Annotated in this window: 11 protein-coding genes; 2 read left to right on the top strand and 9 right to left on the bottom strand. The window is 69.1% G+C overall.

Annotation, left to right across the window (positions count from 1 at the left end):
• Positions 1 to 189 precede the first annotated feature (189 nt).
• The 5 genes from AB0915_RS24580 to AB0915_RS24560 form a co-directional block, all read right to left on the bottom strand.
• A complete protein-coding gene (locus tag AB0915_RS24580) occupies positions 190 to 2,466 on the bottom strand; it encodes a polysaccharide lyase 8 family protein (protein WP_366693127.1) in 2,277 nt (758 codons plus the stop codon).
• A 206-nt stretch (positions 2,467 to 2,672) separates the two neighbouring features.
• Positions 2,673 to 6,545: an endo-alpha-N-acetylgalactosaminidase family protein gene (locus tag AB0915_RS24575; RefSeq protein WP_366693125.1), complete on the bottom strand. Its 3,873-nt coding sequence runs from the start codon at positions 6,543 to 6,545 to the stop codon at positions 2,673 to 2,675.
• Between the two features lie 168 nt (positions 6,546 to 6,713).
• On the bottom strand, positions 6,714 to 7,199 hold the full coding sequence (locus tag AB0915_RS24570; RefSeq protein WP_366693124.1) for a hypothetical protein: 486 nt from the start codon (positions 7,197 to 7,199) through the stop codon (positions 6,714 to 6,716).
• Between the two features lie 279 nt (positions 7,200 to 7,478).
• Entirely contained in the window at positions 7,479 to 8,036 is a 558-nt protein-coding gene (locus tag AB0915_RS24565) for a hypothetical protein (RefSeq protein ID WP_366693123.1), read from the bottom strand.
• A gap of 281 nt (positions 8,037 to 8,317) precedes the next feature.
• Entirely contained in the window at positions 8,318 to 8,842 is a 525-nt protein-coding gene (locus AB0915_RS24560) for a hypothetical protein (protein WP_366136785.1), read from the bottom strand.
• A 223-nt stretch (positions 8,843 to 9,065) separates the two neighbouring features.
• Here AB0915_RS24560 and AB0915_RS24555 point away from each other — a divergent pair, with 223 nt between their 5' ends.
• Both AB0915_RS24555 and AB0915_RS24550 read left to right on the top strand, forming a co-directional pair.
• Entirely contained in the window at positions 9,066 to 9,683 is a 618-nt protein-coding gene (locus AB0915_RS24555; protein ID WP_366693122.1) for a YceI family protein, read from the top strand.
• Between the two features lie 422 nt (positions 9,684 to 10,105).
• Positions 10,106 to 10,279 carry a hypothetical protein gene (locus AB0915_RS24550; protein WP_358862740.1) on the top strand — a complete coding sequence of 58 codons (174 nt, stop codon included), beginning with the start codon at positions 10,106 to 10,108 and terminating at the stop codon, positions 10,277 to 10,279.
• 190 nt (positions 10,280 to 10,469) lie between these two features.
• Here the strand turns inward: AB0915_RS24550 and cimA are convergent, their stop codons facing one another.
• The 4 genes from cimA to AB0915_RS24530 all read right to left on the bottom strand — a co-directional run bounded on the left by cimA (position 10,470) and on the right by AB0915_RS24530 (position 15,632).
• Complete coding sequence (gene cimA, locus AB0915_RS24545) at positions 10,470 to 12,077, bottom strand: citramalate synthase (protein WP_366693121.1); 1,608 nt, start codon at positions 12,075 to 12,077, stop codon at positions 10,470 to 10,472.
• Positions 12,078 to 12,355: 278 nt separating this feature from the next.
• Entirely contained in the window at positions 12,356 to 13,687 is a 1,332-nt protein-coding gene (locus AB0915_RS24540) for an MFS transporter (protein ID WP_366693120.1), read from the bottom strand.
• A gap of 177 nt (positions 13,688 to 13,864) precedes the next feature.
• Positions 13,865 to 14,473, bottom strand: a complete 609-nt coding sequence (locus AB0915_RS24535) for a TetR/AcrR family transcriptional regulator (protein WP_366693119.1) — start codon at positions 14,471 to 14,473, stop codon at positions 13,865 to 13,867.
• A 121-nt stretch (positions 14,474 to 14,594) separates the two neighbouring features.
• Positions 14,595 to 15,632, bottom strand: coding sequence for an agmatine deiminase family protein (locus AB0915_RS24530; protein ID WP_366693118.1), 1,038 nt, complete (start codon positions 15,630 to 15,632; stop codon positions 14,595 to 14,597).
• Positions 15,633 to 15,644 lie beyond the last annotated feature (12 nt).

The following is a 15,644-nucleotide window of genomic DNA, read 5'->3' as shown; positions in this document are numbered from 1 at the left end:
CCCCGATACTGGGCGTATCGGGGCGAGCCCGACAACGCAGCGAGCGTGCGTGCCAGGCGTCGCCAGGCAGGCGGGACTTTCGAAACACGCCCTAGGAGGGTGCTGAAGATCTTGGCCGGATCAGCGAGCGGCGTCTGGTGCGTGCAGCTGCAAGGCGCCGGGAGCCCGGCCAAGATCTTCAGTGCCCTCCTAGCGGACCTCACAGCGAAGGCTAGCGCCTGCCCTACCCGGCGCGACTCGCAGGACCAGACGGCGGCCGGTGGCGCGCACCTCGATGCCCGGGTCGGTGGAGACGACCTCGCGCACCGGACGCTCCCACACCACGTTCACGGGCGTCCCGCTCCGATCGGGCCCGCTCACGCACACCGTCGTCGAGTGATGCCCCTCCCGTACGAGCACGCTCGCCGGGGCCGTGACGGAGAGCGGGCCCGCTGTGCCCGGCTGCCAGAAGTTGGCGGCGGTCAGCCCCAGCGAACGGACGGCGACACCCTGCCGGTCCGCGGTGTTGGCCAGGACGGTCAGCCATTGCCGGTCCGCCGCGCGGGCGGCGAGCGTGCGGCGGGAGGCGCCCGGCATCAGCAGATAGAGGTACGTGGCGTCGGTGGGGTCGGTGCCGTGGTCGAGCCAGAGGGTCTGCCAGTGGCGGGTCCGCTGCTCGGTGGAGCTGGTGGTGTTGATGTCGGACCAGGCTCCGGTCCTGGCCTCCCGCAGCGTCCGCAGGGCGGCGCCGCCGGGCAGCACCCAGCCGCCGTGTCCGTCGAGGTGCGCCCAGCGCGGACGGTCCCCGCCGTCGAGGGTGAACGCGGCGGAGGGGTCAGGACCGAGGTTGCGGTTGTCGACGATCGTCTCGACCGGGACCCCGTCGGCGGCGCTGATGCCCGCCCCGAGACAGATGACCGTATCGGCGGCGCAGAACCAGGATTTGCGGGCCTGCAGGGTGGATCCCAGGCCCTTGACGTGCTGTCCGACGGCGGCGAACTCGCCGTCGTGCGTGCCGCCGACCCACTGGACGGCGGGCCGGGGTTCGCCCCATTCGCCGCCCGCGCAGTCGGTGAGGCGCTTGGTCGAGACGGTGGTGCCGGGCAGGCGGTACCAGTCGACGGTCGGCCAGAACCAGTCGGTGTACTGGTCGCCTCCCGAATGCCCCTGCCACCAATAGAGCATCCCGGCCCCGGTATGCCAGCCGCGCGGGTTCTCCCCGTTGCCGCATTCGTACGAGCTGATCCGCTCCGACGCCATGGAGAGGTTGGCGACCCAGCCCGGGCGGCGGTGCACGGCCCGGTCCATGGCGGTGAAGAGCGTGTGCCCGACGGGTTCGGGGGCGGCGGGGACGGCGTCGGCGGCGACGGCCGCCAGCCGGGACAGATCGGCGACACCGAACTGCGGCGCGGTGAGGATCGGGGTGACGGTGTCCCGTTCGATCCACCCCTTCACCATGGCGTTCCACCGGTCGCGCTCGGCGGCTGAGGCGCCACCGGCGAGGAGCGCGATGGCGGCGATCAGCCCCTGCCCGTGGAAATGGTCGCTCCGCATGACCTTGCGCTCGTCGCTCCCCAGCAGCCCCCGGCTGATGGCGCGGCCGTTGACGCTGTCCATCATCAGACCGTCGTGGATGAGCGGCGCGTAGGCGTGCTCGACACTGTCGAGAATGATCTGCCGGTTGGGGTCGGTGACCGCCCAGCTGGACCCGGCGAGCAGTGCGAAGAGCCGGCCGAGGCCGTCGAGCATGACCTGCCCGTACGTTCCCGAGTAGGCGACCCAGGTGTGCTGGACGAACGACCCGTCGGCGTAGAGGCCGTCCCCCTTCGTCACGTACGGGAAGACGGGCGAGAGGGCGTCGCGGGCCAGGGCGGTCTTCACGGGGTCGCGGCCGAGGATGCCGCGAAGGGCGACGGAACGGCAGAGGTCGACGCGGTTGGCGCCGGTGGACGTGCCGCTGTAGTCACGGAGCATGGCATCGGGGATGAAGTGGTCCACCGCGGCGCAGGCGGCCTGTCGCTGTTCCTCGGTGAGGTGGTCGTGGAGGACGGCGACGATGTCCATGAGGAGGCGTGGGCTGCCGATCTGCCATTCCCACCAGTTGCCGTACCGGGTGGTGGCGGGGCTGTAGATCGTCGCGGCGAGGTGGTCGAGGCCTCGGACGATGTCGGCGAGGAGCGCGGTGTCACCGGTGTGGCCGGTGCCCTGCTGGGCGTACGCCTGGGTCATGGTCCACAGGCGGCTGTAGCTCGCGGTGATGCCGGACGGCGGGTCGAAGGGACGGTCGGCCCAGAGGGAGGCCGCGGTGGGGGCCATGGTGGCGCGGAACCCCGCGGCGAGCCCACCGGTCTCGGCGAGCCGGGAGGCGTAGGGCTCGGCGGCGGCGTCGTATCCGGTGCCGAGCGCGAGATCGACCCAGCGCAGCCGGAGGGTGTCGAACTCGTCCGCGGGTGCGTCGGTGGCGTGGGCCTGTCCAGGCAGGGCCAAGCCGAGTGCGGTGGCGGTACTGGTGGCCAGAAAGGAACGGCGCGACCAGGCGGGCAGGAGTGACACGACAAGACCTCCGGAACATCAGTGGTGTGGACCGGCCGCCCGCCGGTCTAGCACGCGCCCGTGGGAACGGGAAGGGGGCGGGACCGCTACCGGCCCCCGCCCCCTCACCGCTTATTGCTCAGTGCTCACCGATCGCTCGGTCAACTCCGGCAGTGGAATCGCGCGTTGCCCCAGTCCGCGTGGTCGTTGCCATTGCCGTCGCCGCCGTCCCCGACGACCAGCTCGACGTACTTCGCACCGGTGACATCCGCCGCGAGCGACCAGGCGGTGTCGGCCGCCTTGAGCACCGGTGACTTCACCTTCTCCGTGCCGTCGGCCGTGACGCTGAACTGCACGCTGCCCGCGCTCTTCTGGACATCGTCCACGCCGACCTCGGCGGTGAACGAGGTGCACTGGCCGCCCAGGTAATAGCGGATCTTCGCTGGGGCGTGGCTGCCCAGGCCCTTGGCGTAGACGGTGCCGCCGATCGTCAGCGGGGAGCCGTCGCCGGCGCCCGTCTCACCGTTGGACATGTCACGCTCGACCGGTCCCCAGCCGTTGCTGGCAGCAGTCCAGTCCAGGTCGCTGGCCCAGCTGTCCGTGGTGGGCGGCGGCGGCAGCGTCCGTACGGACGTCTGCGCGCCGAGGGTCCGCTTCGCGCTGCCGACCGTGTAGGACACCTCGGAACTCAGGTTGTACGTCTGGTACTTGGCGTCCATCGGCGGAGTGACCCGCCAACCGGCGGTGGCCTTGGCGCCCGCCGCGACCGAGTCGAAGGTGACGGCACCCACGGGCTCCGCCTTCCAGCCGTCCGGGACGGTGAGACTCACCGAGACGCCGGCGACCGGCGTCGCCTCGTAGTTGGTGAAGCTCGCCTCGACGACGCCTGCGACGCCCGGCTCCAGGGTCTCCGCGGCCGGGTCGACACTGAGCGTTCCGCAGGCGGCCATCTCACCGGCCGGGGCGGCGCCGAGGTCGGTCACGGTGAACCCGTCCAGGACGAAGTCGGCACCGTCGGGTGCGTCGTCACGCTTGCGCAGCCCGGTCCAGGTGTCACCGCAGCCCGCCGTGACGGTCTCGGAGAAGTGTCCCGTGGTGCGCTGCTGACCGATCGCCGTGGTGCGGGTCTCGACCGAGTCGGGGGTGCCGTCGGCCGTGATCCGGTCGTACCCGTCGACCCACTCGTAGGCGCCGGCGTGGCTGGACTGGTAGTCGTACTCCACCTTGTAGCGGTGGCCGTCGGCCATCGGTACGGTCCAGGGCGCGGTCCGGTAGACGAGCCCGCCGTTCTCCTCGTGGGCCTTGAGGGACTCCTTGCCGCCGATCACGTCGTCGACGAGCTTCCCGTTCCAGCCGGCCTGGGTGTACGGGGCGTGCAGCTGGGAGATGACGGTACGGGGGTCGGTGGAACCGCCCGCGTCGCCCTTGAGGAAGGGGCCCCAGCCCTGGTCGACGTCTTCGAAGTCCTCGTACACGACGGTGTTCTTCTTCGTCGCCGGGGCGTTGGCGACGATGCGTACGTCATCGGCCCGTACGGTGGCGGCGCTTCCCCCGGCCGCTTCGATACGGAACGTGGCGCGGCCGCTCGCGGGCGCGGTGAAGTTCACCTTGGCGCGCTGGAAGTACGTGCCGTGCCAGTCGGACGCGGCGACGTAGTCCTCGGCCGTGGAGCGGTCCACGACGACGGACTTCCCGCCGATCGAGAGTGTCGTGTGCCGGGTCTTTCCGGGCTGGACCTCGATGAGCGCGGACGCGGTGTACCGCTTGCCGGGCGTGAGGCCCGAGATGCGCTGCGAGAGTGCCGCCGTGCCGGTGCCGGAGAGCTTGGCGCTGTTGCGGCCCTGGCCGTCGGTGTCGCGGTCGACGGTGCCGGTCTTCGACCAGGCGGTCAGTCCCTTGTCGTTGAAGCCCGGGTCGTCGACCGGGGTGCCCTCGCCCCACTGGGGGTCGGCGGCCTTCGGCGCCTGGTCCGGGTAGAGGACGTACGGCTGTCCGGCGGTGGCCGTCAGCGTGATCTTCCCGTCGACGGGCTTGACCGTGCCGACCTTGACCCGGCCGTTGTCGGTGAGCTTGTAGACGGTGTACGCCCCCGTGGACGGCACGGCCCAGCTGCTCGTACCACCGGACTTGCTGTAGTGGTAGAGCTTCTTCCCGCCGTCCCACGGAAGCAGGTAGTCAGTGCCGCTCAGCACCTTGCGGCCGTGGTCGTAGAAGGTCCGCTTGCCGTCCTCGACGGTGCCCCGGACATCACCGGTGAAGGTGATGTCGTTGCCGTCCCATCGGGTGATCCTCTGGTGCTGGAGGTACTTGGCGGGCAGGTTGCGCTGCCAGATGTTGTTGGAGAAGGCGTTCCAGTCGGTCTCGCCGGTCCAGCCCTCGAACTCCTGGATCGCGGCCTGGCCGAGGACCGGGTCGTTGTTCCAGACGTCCTTCTCGCCGTTGCGGATGAACCGGATGATCTTCGAGTTGAGGCCCTTGTTGGTGGCGGGGCCGTAGTCGAGGTCATTGGCCCAGTGCGACCAGAGCGAGCCGCGCTCGAACTTGTCGGCCCACTCGGTGGCGACGTTCCAGCCCTGCTTCTGCACTTCCTGGAGGGTCTTGTCGGGGATCCAGCCGTGCGTGTAGTAGACGTCGAAGTAGAGCAGGCTGAGGTTGCGGTCCGTCTCGTCGCGCAGCTGCTGTATCCGCTTGGCCAGGTCGCCGCTGTTCACGTCGCGGCGCTGGTCGATGTAGTAGCTCTGGCCGAGCCAGTTCCAGCCCGGCCTGCTCTTGTCGACGAGCTTCTCGTCGAAGGCGTTGGCCTCCGCGTACGCCTCGGTGTCGTTGATGTGGACGCCGAAGGTGGCACCCCACTTCTTGCCGTCCTTCAGGAGCTCGTTGAGGTCCTTCAGCCCGCCGGCGCGCTTGTTGTAGTTGCCGCCGTAGTCGGGGTGGGCGGAGTCGTGCCCCTCGGAGGCGTACCCCTTGAGGATCGCCATCTGCCCCAGGCCGTCCGTGGACAGCGAGACCCGCTTGACGTCGTCGAGGGTCCGCAGGAAGGGGTGGGTGGCCTGGCTGGCGAAGTTGAACGGGATGTGGGTGATGACCCGGTCCGCGGTGTCGTCGCTGCCGGGCGCGATCACGCCGATGGTGCGGAACGCGACGGCGCCGTCCTGCCAGTCGACGGTCTTGTCGCCGTTGGCGTCGGGCGTGACGACGACCTTCGCCCAGGGGAGGTTGTCCCCGCTCTCCGGCTCCGGTGCTCCGGCGCCGCGGTAGGTCCACTGCCCGGACCAGACGCCGACTCGGACGCTGCCGTCGTCGGCCTTGCGTGCCTGGTGCCAGAACCGGGCGTCGTCGCCGCCGGTGGCGCCGGACGGCTTGTCGTACGAGGAGTTGGACTCGATGGCCGCCGCGAGCGAGCCGGTGTTGACGATCGCGTACGAGGCACCGACCGGCGCCTTGTCCGCGGCGGTGTCCGCGGTGACCTTGCCGAAGACGTCGGCGGTCTTCGTCGAGTCGTTGTCCAGCCGGGTGAACGCGGTGGCGGCGCCGGTGTCGGTGGAGCCGACGGAGACCAGGTCGTGACCGGGGATGTCGATGGTTCCGACCCGGAACGCCTCGGTGTCGCGGACGGCCGTCACCTTGAAGGTGGTGGCGCGCCCGGAGACCGAAAGCGAGGCGTCGATCTCGATGCCGGGCAGATCGGGGAAGGTCAGCGTGTACCGGGCGGTCGTGTCGGTGACCTCGGGCGCGGCCTTGAGCTTCACGGCGTGCGCGGTGCCGTTGAGGGTGACCTCGGTGACCGGCTTCGTGGAGCCGGACAGCTGGTTGCCGCTGGCCCGGTCGGTGTACGACAGGACGCGCGGGAAGTCGTCGGCGACAGCGACCGAGAGCTGCGGCGATCCGATGACGGCGGCGTCCGCGGGGACGACCGCGCCGACTGCGGCGGGTGACTGGGTGGCGGCTGTGGCGGGGAGCGCGGTCCCCACCAGCGCCAGGACGGCGGCTGAGGCGGCGGCGACAGCGCCCGCCGAAGTGAATCTTCGCGACATGCTCCCTGAGTAGTCCCCCTGTCCGGACACCGTCAATGACCTGCTACGACTCGGGGCGTTCCAGTCCAACAACCGCGTTGCGTAAGTCCAAGTGGACGGTACGCGTCCATCGACTGACGCCGCTTCACGGACCGCGCCCCGGCCTGACGTTCAGGATCCGCTCGGCGTTCACTCCGCCGCGTACAGCCGCCGCAGATCCACGAGGACGACTTCGCCCCTGGCCTGCGCATTCCGCAGGCCGCCGGTGAACCCGGCGCCGCTGTAGCACGAGAGCCGTACGGCAGAGGTGTCGATTCCACGGCCGGTGAGCAGTTCCTTGATGTGCCGCAGTCGCTCCAGATGCTTCTCCCCCATGACCTGGTCCCACTTGGCCTCCCCCAGGGAGAGCAGCACCCCGTTGTCCTGTCCGACCGCCCCGCGCACGACCACGTCGACTTCGTGGCTGGCGCGGGCCGCCGGGTCGGCGACCGTCCCGTACAAGACATCGATCGGCATGCCGCCGAACGTCTCCGGGGCCGCGAAGTGCGCCACCCATTCCCGGCAGACCTGCTCGAAGTGCGGCCCGACCACCGCCGACAGGAACCGGGCGCGGGAGCCTTCCCAGACCTGCTCCGCCAGTCCGTCCGGCTCGGGACACAGGGCCGGCCCACGCACCGCGAACACCGAAGCCGCGGAACATGCTTGATTCGTCTGCCGCGTCGGCGTAGTCGGCGAAGTCCAGGTTGGCGATGCTCAGATTGGCGGAGATCCCGGCATACCACTGGACCGGAACCCGGAACGTCCGGCCGGGCTCGTCGTACAGGTCGACCGCCAGAAGCGGTCGCGACGGGTCGTCATGGCAGTCGCATCTGCGACGAGCAGCTCACCGAGCTGATCGTCTTCCTCGGCTGCGGCGTTCTCCTCGATCAGCACCCTCCTAGGCAGTCACGTGACTCATCGGACAGGCCCTGACCGGCCCCGGTCGGCGACGTGCTCACTCAGGAAGGCGCCTGCGTGGGCGGCAGCCTCTTCCTTCGTGGCGTAGCAGGAGGCGCCGTCGGCTTCGCCGCGTGTTCCGTCGGCAGCGTGTCCGGTCCACCGCCAGCCACCCGATGACGGGTCCCGCAACAATTCGGCGGTGCCACCGCACAGTTCGACGACGCTCGCCTCCGCATCCGCGGTTGCCGACCTGTCGATGGCGTCGGGCCATTTCTTGCGGGCGCCCTGCCGGGTGATACCCCAAGCGGTGCCCATCTGCTCGTAACTCGCACCGTAGGAACCGGCGGTCTTTGCCGCGATCGCCGTCAACCGCTTGACCTCCGCGTCCACCACCTTCCAGGTGGCGAGGATCGACAGTGTCACCTCGATGGGGTCCGCATCCCACATGCGGTCCTCGGGCAGTCCAGTCGCTCGGGCACGCATGGTTGAGGCGAGTGGGTTGAGAGCGTCGAGGAGGGCCTTGTCGAGGGCTACCAGTTCTGCTTCTGCGGTGGTGATCTCAGATGCCGCCATACTGACAACTCTAGTTACCACGTTCTCAAGATGGCAACTAAAGTTGTCGTACGGCATATGCCAATTCAGTCGCGCGCGCGAGCCCCGAACGGAACGGCTCTTCCGGACCGCTCGCCGCCACGACACGGGGCGGCCCGGGAACTGCTCACACACCGGCATACGAGCGCCCCCGGTCCTTGCGTACCTCGTAGTCCTTCGCATCCCCTGGGCTGGGGCAGCGCAACGACCACAGGGACTCAAGAGCGGACGGGGGCACCCGTGCAAGCAGATACAGCACGCGGTCAGCAGCCGCCGCAGTTGTAGTACGTCACATCCCAGTGGTTGCCCTCGTCCGCGTAGATGTTGCCGGAGGCGGACTTGTACTGAGGGGCGCCGTCACCGCGGAGCCCTATGTAACTGAAGACACCGTGAACGTAGTTGGTGAGACAGGTGGACTTGCCGAAGTCGAGCTTGTAGCCGTTCCAGTGCGAATACGTACCGCTGGCGTGCCCGGTCTCGGTGCCGCCGGTGATGTTGAGGGCGCAGCCCGTGGCGCTCTTGAGCGTCTGGGCGCCCTGGGCGGTGGCCAGGTTCAGCTGTTCGAACGAGGTGCAGGTGGAGTTGTTCCGGTCGGAGCAGCCGCCCGAGGACGACCAGGTGATGCCCGACGCGCGGAACATCGACGTCGCCTGCGCGTGCGTGAGCTTGGTGACGGCGTGCGCCTCGGTGGCGCCGCTGCCGAGGGCGCCGACTCCGGGGGCGAAGAGGGCGCCGAGGACGAGGGCGAGGGCGGTCAGGACGGGGCGCAGGGTCATACGGGACACCATGGGGACTCCTCCTGCTCATGACAACTAGGGCAGGGAGATAGTGCCCGAGTTCTACGCGCGTCCGCCAGAGGGCCTCGCGTGACCGCGAGATGAACATCGCTCTTCCGGAAACGAATCGGCTCCTTGATGTTGAACTTTGAACAAGATGGGTCTACAGTCAATCTCGTTGAAGGTTAAACATCCACTTCGACTGCCGCTCGATCACGTCCCCCGAGGAGGAGCCATGGCTCTGTTCAACCGCAAGTCCACCGCCACACCGTCCGCCCCCGCCACCGTCGCCGTGGACCCGGCCCTGGCCGCCCTGACCGGCGAGTACGCCATCGACCCGACCCACAGCAGCATCGGCTTCACCGTGCGTCACGCCATGGTCACCAACGTGCGTGGCTCCTTCGGGGAGCACGAGGGCAGCCTGAAGCTGGACGGTCACAACCCCGCGAACTCGGCCGCCTCCATCGATGTCAAGATCGCCAGCGTCGACACCGGCATTGCCGACCGTGACGGTCACCTGGTCAGCGGCGACTTCTTCGACGCCGAGAAGTTCCCCCTCATGACGTTCCGCTCCACGCAGGCCGAGCAGCTCGGCGGCGACAAGTACCGGATCACCGGCGACCTCACCATCAAGGACGTCACGCGCCCGCTCGCCATCGACCTGGAGTTCAACGGCTCCGCCACCGATGTCTACGGCAACGAGCGCGTCGGCTTCGAGGGCAGCGCGGACATCCTCCGCTCCGACTGGGGCCTGACCTGGAACGCGGCGCTGGAGACCGGCGGCGTGATGGTCAGCGACAAGGTCAAGCTGAACTTCGACATCTCCGCGATCAAGGCCGCCCCGCAGGCCTGATCCGCGAAAGGCCTCCGGCCCGAGCGCGCCCGCCTTCCATTCCCCCCGCTGGGGAGGAAGGCGGGCGCTCGGCTTTTCCTTCCGTCGCCGGTCTGACGCCGTCCGAACCGGGAGCAAGAGGATCTGCGGCGTGGCCGAGCCGTCCCATCTGCGCGAAACCCGGGCGTCATCGACTGGGATTTTCCGGGCTCCGGAACACCGGCCGCCGAACCCTCCGCCGTCCCTCTCGCAAGGGGACACAGGGAACAACACGGGATTCGCCCGGAAGTTGACCCCATTGGGCTCTCTGGAGTCGCTGATTGCCCGCACACAGTGTGATCTGACATTGCGCACCGCGACGAGAAGCGGGCGCCGGACGGGGCAGCCCGGGCTGAAAAACCGGGGCGGCCCTTGCCAGTCGAGATCGAGAAGTGGAGAAGTCAATGCAGCACAACGAGGGTCAGCGCGTGGAGTACCGGGACGCGGACAACAAGAAGTGCCAGGGCGAGATCACCAAGGTCAGCGGCACCGGCCCGTCGACGACGTACACCATCAAGAATGACAAGACGCACCGTGACGACAAGGTCCGGGAGATGCAGATCGACCAGAACCTGTAGTGGCAACTCCCCCGCTGATCCGCTGCCCCTGCCCCCCGTAGGCGGGCTCGGGCAGGATGCTGATCCAGGGAGTACAGGGGCGCTCGTCACCGCGGCAAAGCGGCTGTGCGGGCGCCCTCACATGTGAACGAACCGGTCCGGTGCGGGCCCCGCGGCGACCATGCCGTGGGGCCCGCACCGGACCACGCGACTACTCCGTGGGTTCGACCCCGGCCCGCAGCAGGCCGTAGGTGTACGCGTCCTCCAGCGCCTGCCAGGACGCGGCGATGACGTTCTCCGCGACGCCGACGGTCGCCCAGTCACCGGTGCCGTCGCTCGTGGTGATCAGCACGCGGGTGGTGGACTCGGTGCCGGTGCGGCCCTCCAGGATGCGGACCTTGTAGTCGACCAGCTCCAGCTTGGCGAGCTGCGGGTAGATCCGCTCCAGGCCGACGCGCAGCGCCCGGTCGAGAGCGTTGACCGGGCCGTTGCCCTCGGCGGTGGCGACGATCCGCTCGCCCTTCGCCCAGAGCTTCACGGTCGCCTCGTTGGCGTGCGTGCCGTCGGGTCGGTCCTCGACGATCGCGCGCCAGGACTCCGTACGGAAGTAGCGGCGTACCCGGCCCTCGGCCTCGGCGCGCAGCAGCAGTTCGAAGGAGGCGTCCGCGGCTTCGTACGTGTAGCCCTTGAGCTCACGCTCCTTGACCCGCTCCACGACCCGGCCGACGAGCTCGCGGTCGCCCCCGAGGTCGATACCGAGCTCCTTGCCCTTGAGCTCGATGGAGGCGCGGCCCGCCATGTCGGAGACGAGCATCCGCATGGTGTTGCCGACCAGCGCCGGATCGATGTGCTGGTAGAGGTCGGGGTCGACCTTGATGGCGGAGGCGTGCAGTCCGGCCTTGTGGGCGAAGGCGGAAACACCCACATAGGGCTGGTGAGTGGAGGGTGTGAGGTTGACGACCTCGGCGATGGCGTGCGAGATACGGGTCATTTCGGCGAGTGCGCCCTCGGGGAGGACGCTCTTGCCGTACGTGAGTTCCAGGGCGGCGACGACGGGGAAGAGGTTGGCGTTGCCGACCCGCTCGCCGTACCCGTTGGCGGTGCACTGGACGTGCGTGGCGCCCGCGTCGACGGCGGCCAGGGTGTTGGCGACGGCGCAGCCGGTGTCGTCCTGGGCGTGGATGCCGAGCCGGGCGCCGGTGTCCGCGAGGACGGTGGAGACGACGGCCTGGACCTGGGCGGGGAGCATTCCGCCGTTGGTGTCGCAGAGGATGACGACATCGGCGCCGGCCTCGTGGGCGGCCCGGACGACGTCCTTGGCGTACTCGGGGTTGGCGCGGTAGCCGTCGAAGAAGTGCTCGCAGTCGACGAAGACCCGGCGGCCCTGTTCGCGCAGGTAGGAGACGGTGTCGCGGACCATCTCCAGGTTCTCTTCGAGGGTGGTGCGCAGGGCGAGTTCCACATGCCGGTCGTGCGACTTGGCGACCAGCGTGATCACCGGGGCTCCGGACTCCAGCAGCGCCTTGACCTGGGGGTCATCCGACGCCTTGGCACCGGCCCTGCGGGTCGCGCCGAAGGCGACCAGCTCGGCGTTCTTGAACTCGATCTCCTGCTGGGCTCGGGCGAAGAACTCCGTGTCGCGGGGGTTGGCGCCGGGCCAGCCGCCCTCGATGAAGCCCACGCCGAAGTCGTCCAGGTGCCGGGCAATGGTCAGCTTGTCCGCGACCGTCAGGTTGATGCCTTCACGCTGTGCACCGTCGCGCAGTGTGGTGTCGAAGACATGGAAACTGTCGTCGGTGGGCTTGGCCTTGGTGGTCATGCTGGTCTGACTCCTGTCGGATGAGTGGATCCGGACGATTGGGCTCCACTTGCCCCCATCATCCCGCGCGCATCGCCCCGGCCGAGGTGAGGGCCGGAAAACGAAAAAACCCCTCGCGGGTGCGAGAGGTCTGCGCGCGGGTCTGAGGCACGGTGGCCGCTCCGTATCTGGTGGTACGGGACGGTCACTGCGGACCGGCGCGCCTGTTGCCAATAATCATGACGAACGAGGACACGAAGGCAGTCTCGCACAGCACTGCCTCCGCACCCTCGGCCGTCTCAGGATGCGGGCGTGACGCTCGTCGCTCCGGCCGGCTCCGTCCGCCCGCCCTCGGGAGCCACCGCGCCGACCCGGCCCAGGTCGATGTCGCGGGTCTCACGCATCGTCAGATAGACGACCAGGGAGACCGCGGCGCACCCCGCCACGTACCAGGAGAAGCCGGACTCGCTGCCGACCTTCTTGAACCAGAGCGCCACGTATTCGGCGGTGCCGCCGAAGAGGGCGTTGGCGAGGGCGTACGGGAGGGCGACGCCCAGCGCGCGGATGCCGGTCGGGAAGAGCTCGGCCTTCACGCAGGCGTTGATCGAGGTGTAGCCCGTGACCACGACCAGGGCGAGCAGCGCCAGCCCGAACGCGGGCCAGAAGGTGCCCGCGTGCTTCAGCATGGTCATGATCGGCACGGTCAGGAAGGTCGAGCCGACCGCGAACGTGATCAGCAGCGGGCGGCGGCCGATCCGGTCGGACAGCATGCCCGCGAGCGGCTGGATGCACATGAAGACGAACAGGGCGCAGAAGCTGACGAGCGAGGCCGTGGACTTCTCCATGCCCGCGCTCTTCGAGAGGAACGTGGTGAGGTAGGTCGTGTACGTGTAGTACGCGACGGTCCCGCCCATGGTCAGCGCCATCACCAGGAACGCCTCGCGCTTGTGCTGCCACAGCGCCTTGAGCGTGCCGCGGCCCTCGTGGTCGGCGCCCGACTCCGCGTAGACCTCGGTCTCCAGCATGGAGCGGCGCAGATAGAAGACGACGGCTGCGCCGAGCGCCCCGACGATGAACGGGATGCGCCAGCCCCAACTGTGCAGGGCCGCATCGGACATGGTGCGCTGAAGGACGATCTGGAGGCCGAGGCCTACGAGCTGACCGGCGGTCATGGACACGTACTGGAAGCTGGAGGCGAAGCCGCGTCGGCGGGGCGCGGACGCCTCGGTGAGGTACGTGGCGCTGGCGGCGTACTCGCCGCCGACGGAGAGGCCCTGGAGCAGCCGGGCCACGAGCAGGACGGCGACACCGCCATAGCCGGCCACGGCGTACGTCGGCGCGACGGCGATGAGGACCGCCGAGGCCGACATGAGGGTGACGGTGAGAGTCAGCGCGGCCTTGCGCCCTCTGCGGTCACCGATCCGGCCGAGCATCCAGCCGCCGACCGGCCGCATGAAGAAGCCGACGGCGAAGATGCCCATGGTGTTCATGAGATTGGCGGTCTCATTGCCTTCAGGGAAGAACGAGTCCGCGAAATAGACCGCGAAGGTCGCGTACACGAACCAGTCGAACCATTCGACCATGTTGCCGGCGGAGCCGACCCAGATCTTCTTCCACTGCTCTCGTCCCATGGTCTGTCACCGTGCCTCACCGGCCCGGAACGTAACAACCGTGCACGGGGCAACGATCGCGCGTACTTACGTACGCTTCGTTCACGGCCGGGGGAACGACGGCTTCGGTACGGACCGTCCGCCGCACCCGATCGGCGGCGACGATGTCGACCGGCCGCCAGGCGTCCGCCACGACATTCAACCGAGCGTCTCGTCGATGAACTCGCCGATGTGGGCGAGGACTTGGGATCGATCGGAACCGGGTAGACCCATCGCCACATGGGTGCTGAAGCCGTCCAGCAGGGCCCGTATCCGGGTGGCGTACCTGTCCGCGTCGACCGCGCGCAGCTCGTCGCGGGAGGCTCCTTCGACAAGGAGGGCGACCAGGTCGCGGTGCCAGGAGAGCTCGATATCGAGGAGGCGGTTGCGGGACTCCTCGTCGACCCCGTGGGCCCGGTTCCACAGCTCCAGCCAGAGCGTCCAGTGCGGATCGCGGGGGCCGTCCGCGACGTACAGATCGATGTACGAGTCGAGACGCTCGCGGACCGGGACCTGGCGGGCGAGGGCGGAGCGGCGCTGCGCCCCGAGCTGTTCCTCGCTCCACTCCAGCGTCTGGAGCAGCAGCTCGTCCTTGGTGCGGAAGTAGTAGAGCAGGTGCCCGCTGCTCATGCCGACCTCGCGGCCGAGGCCCGCCATGGTGAGCTTCTCCAGCCCGTGCTGGGCGATGTTCTCCATCGCGGCGGCCAGCACGGTCTCCCGCGGCGGGGCGGCGTTCCGCCGCCGCGTGGTGCGGGCGGGCTCGGGCATGGGATTCTCCGTGGTCGGCGGGGATCTCAGCATACGGGCAGGTGGTACAGCACTGCCGGGGCCGGACGGGGTGAGGATCCTGTCCGGCCCCGGCGGTGTGTCGTGGGGGTGGTGGGTGATGTCAGACGCGCGGCTGCTGCTGGGTGATGCAGTGGATGCCGCCGCCGTTGGCGAAGATCGGGCGGGCGTCGACCGACGTCACCTCGCGGTCCGGGAAGAGGCCGCGGAAGATCACCGCCGCGTTCTCGTCGCGCTCGGCGTCGCCGAAGCCGCACAGCACCACGCCGCCGTTGCAGATGTAGTGGTTGATGTACGAGTAGTCGACCCAGTCGCCGTCCTCCGTCAGGACGGTCGGTGCGGCCACCTCGATGACCTCCAGGGTGCGGCCCTTGGCATCCGTCCGGGTGCGCAGGAAGGCGGCGATCTCCTTGCAGACCTCGTGGTCGGGGTGGTCCGGGTCGGGCTGGGTGTGGACCAGGACCGTACCGGGACGAGCGAAGGAGGCGACGATGTCGACGTGGCCCAGGGTGCCGTATGTGCCGTAGTCCGCGGTCAGGCCGCGCGGTAGCCAGATGGCCTTGGTGGTACCGAGGTGGGCGTGGATCTCGGCCTCGACCTCCTCCTTGGTCCAGTGCGGGTTGCGCTCCGGGCCGAGCTGGACGGTCTCGGTCAGCAGGACCGTGCCCTCGCCGTCGACGTGGATGCCGCCGCCCTCGTTCACGAGCTTCGAAGCGTACGAGGCCACGCCCGCCCGATCGGCGACATGCGCCGCGATCTTGGAGTCGTGCTCCCAGCTGGCCCAGTCCTGGGCGCCCCAGCCGTTGAAGATCCAGTCGACCGCGCGCAGTTCGGTACCGTCGGTGACGAAGGTGGGGCCGATGTCGCGCATCCAGGCGTCGTTCAGCTCGCGCTCGACGATGTCGATCCCGTCACCGAGGTACGTACGGGCGTTGTCGGTCTCGCCGGGGCCGACGACCACGGTGACCGGCTCGAAGCGCCGGATGGTGCGGGCGACCTCGGCCCAGGCGGTGCGGGCCGAGTCCAGTTCCTCGGCGTCGGTGAAGGTGGCGTTGAGGCTGGGCCAGGCCATCCAGGTGCGCTCGTGCGGAGCCCACTCGGCGGGCATGCGGAAGCCATCGGCGACGGGGGTGCTACTCATGCGGGGGGGTCC

It is taken from the genome of Streptomyces sp. NPDC048411, assembly GCF_040704695.1.
GTDB lineage: Bacteria > Actinomycetota > Actinomycetes > Streptomycetales > Streptomycetaceae > Streptomyces.
The sequence above is the reverse complement of the archived record's forward strand: the minus strand, read 5'-3'. Positions and strand labels throughout refer to the sequence as shown.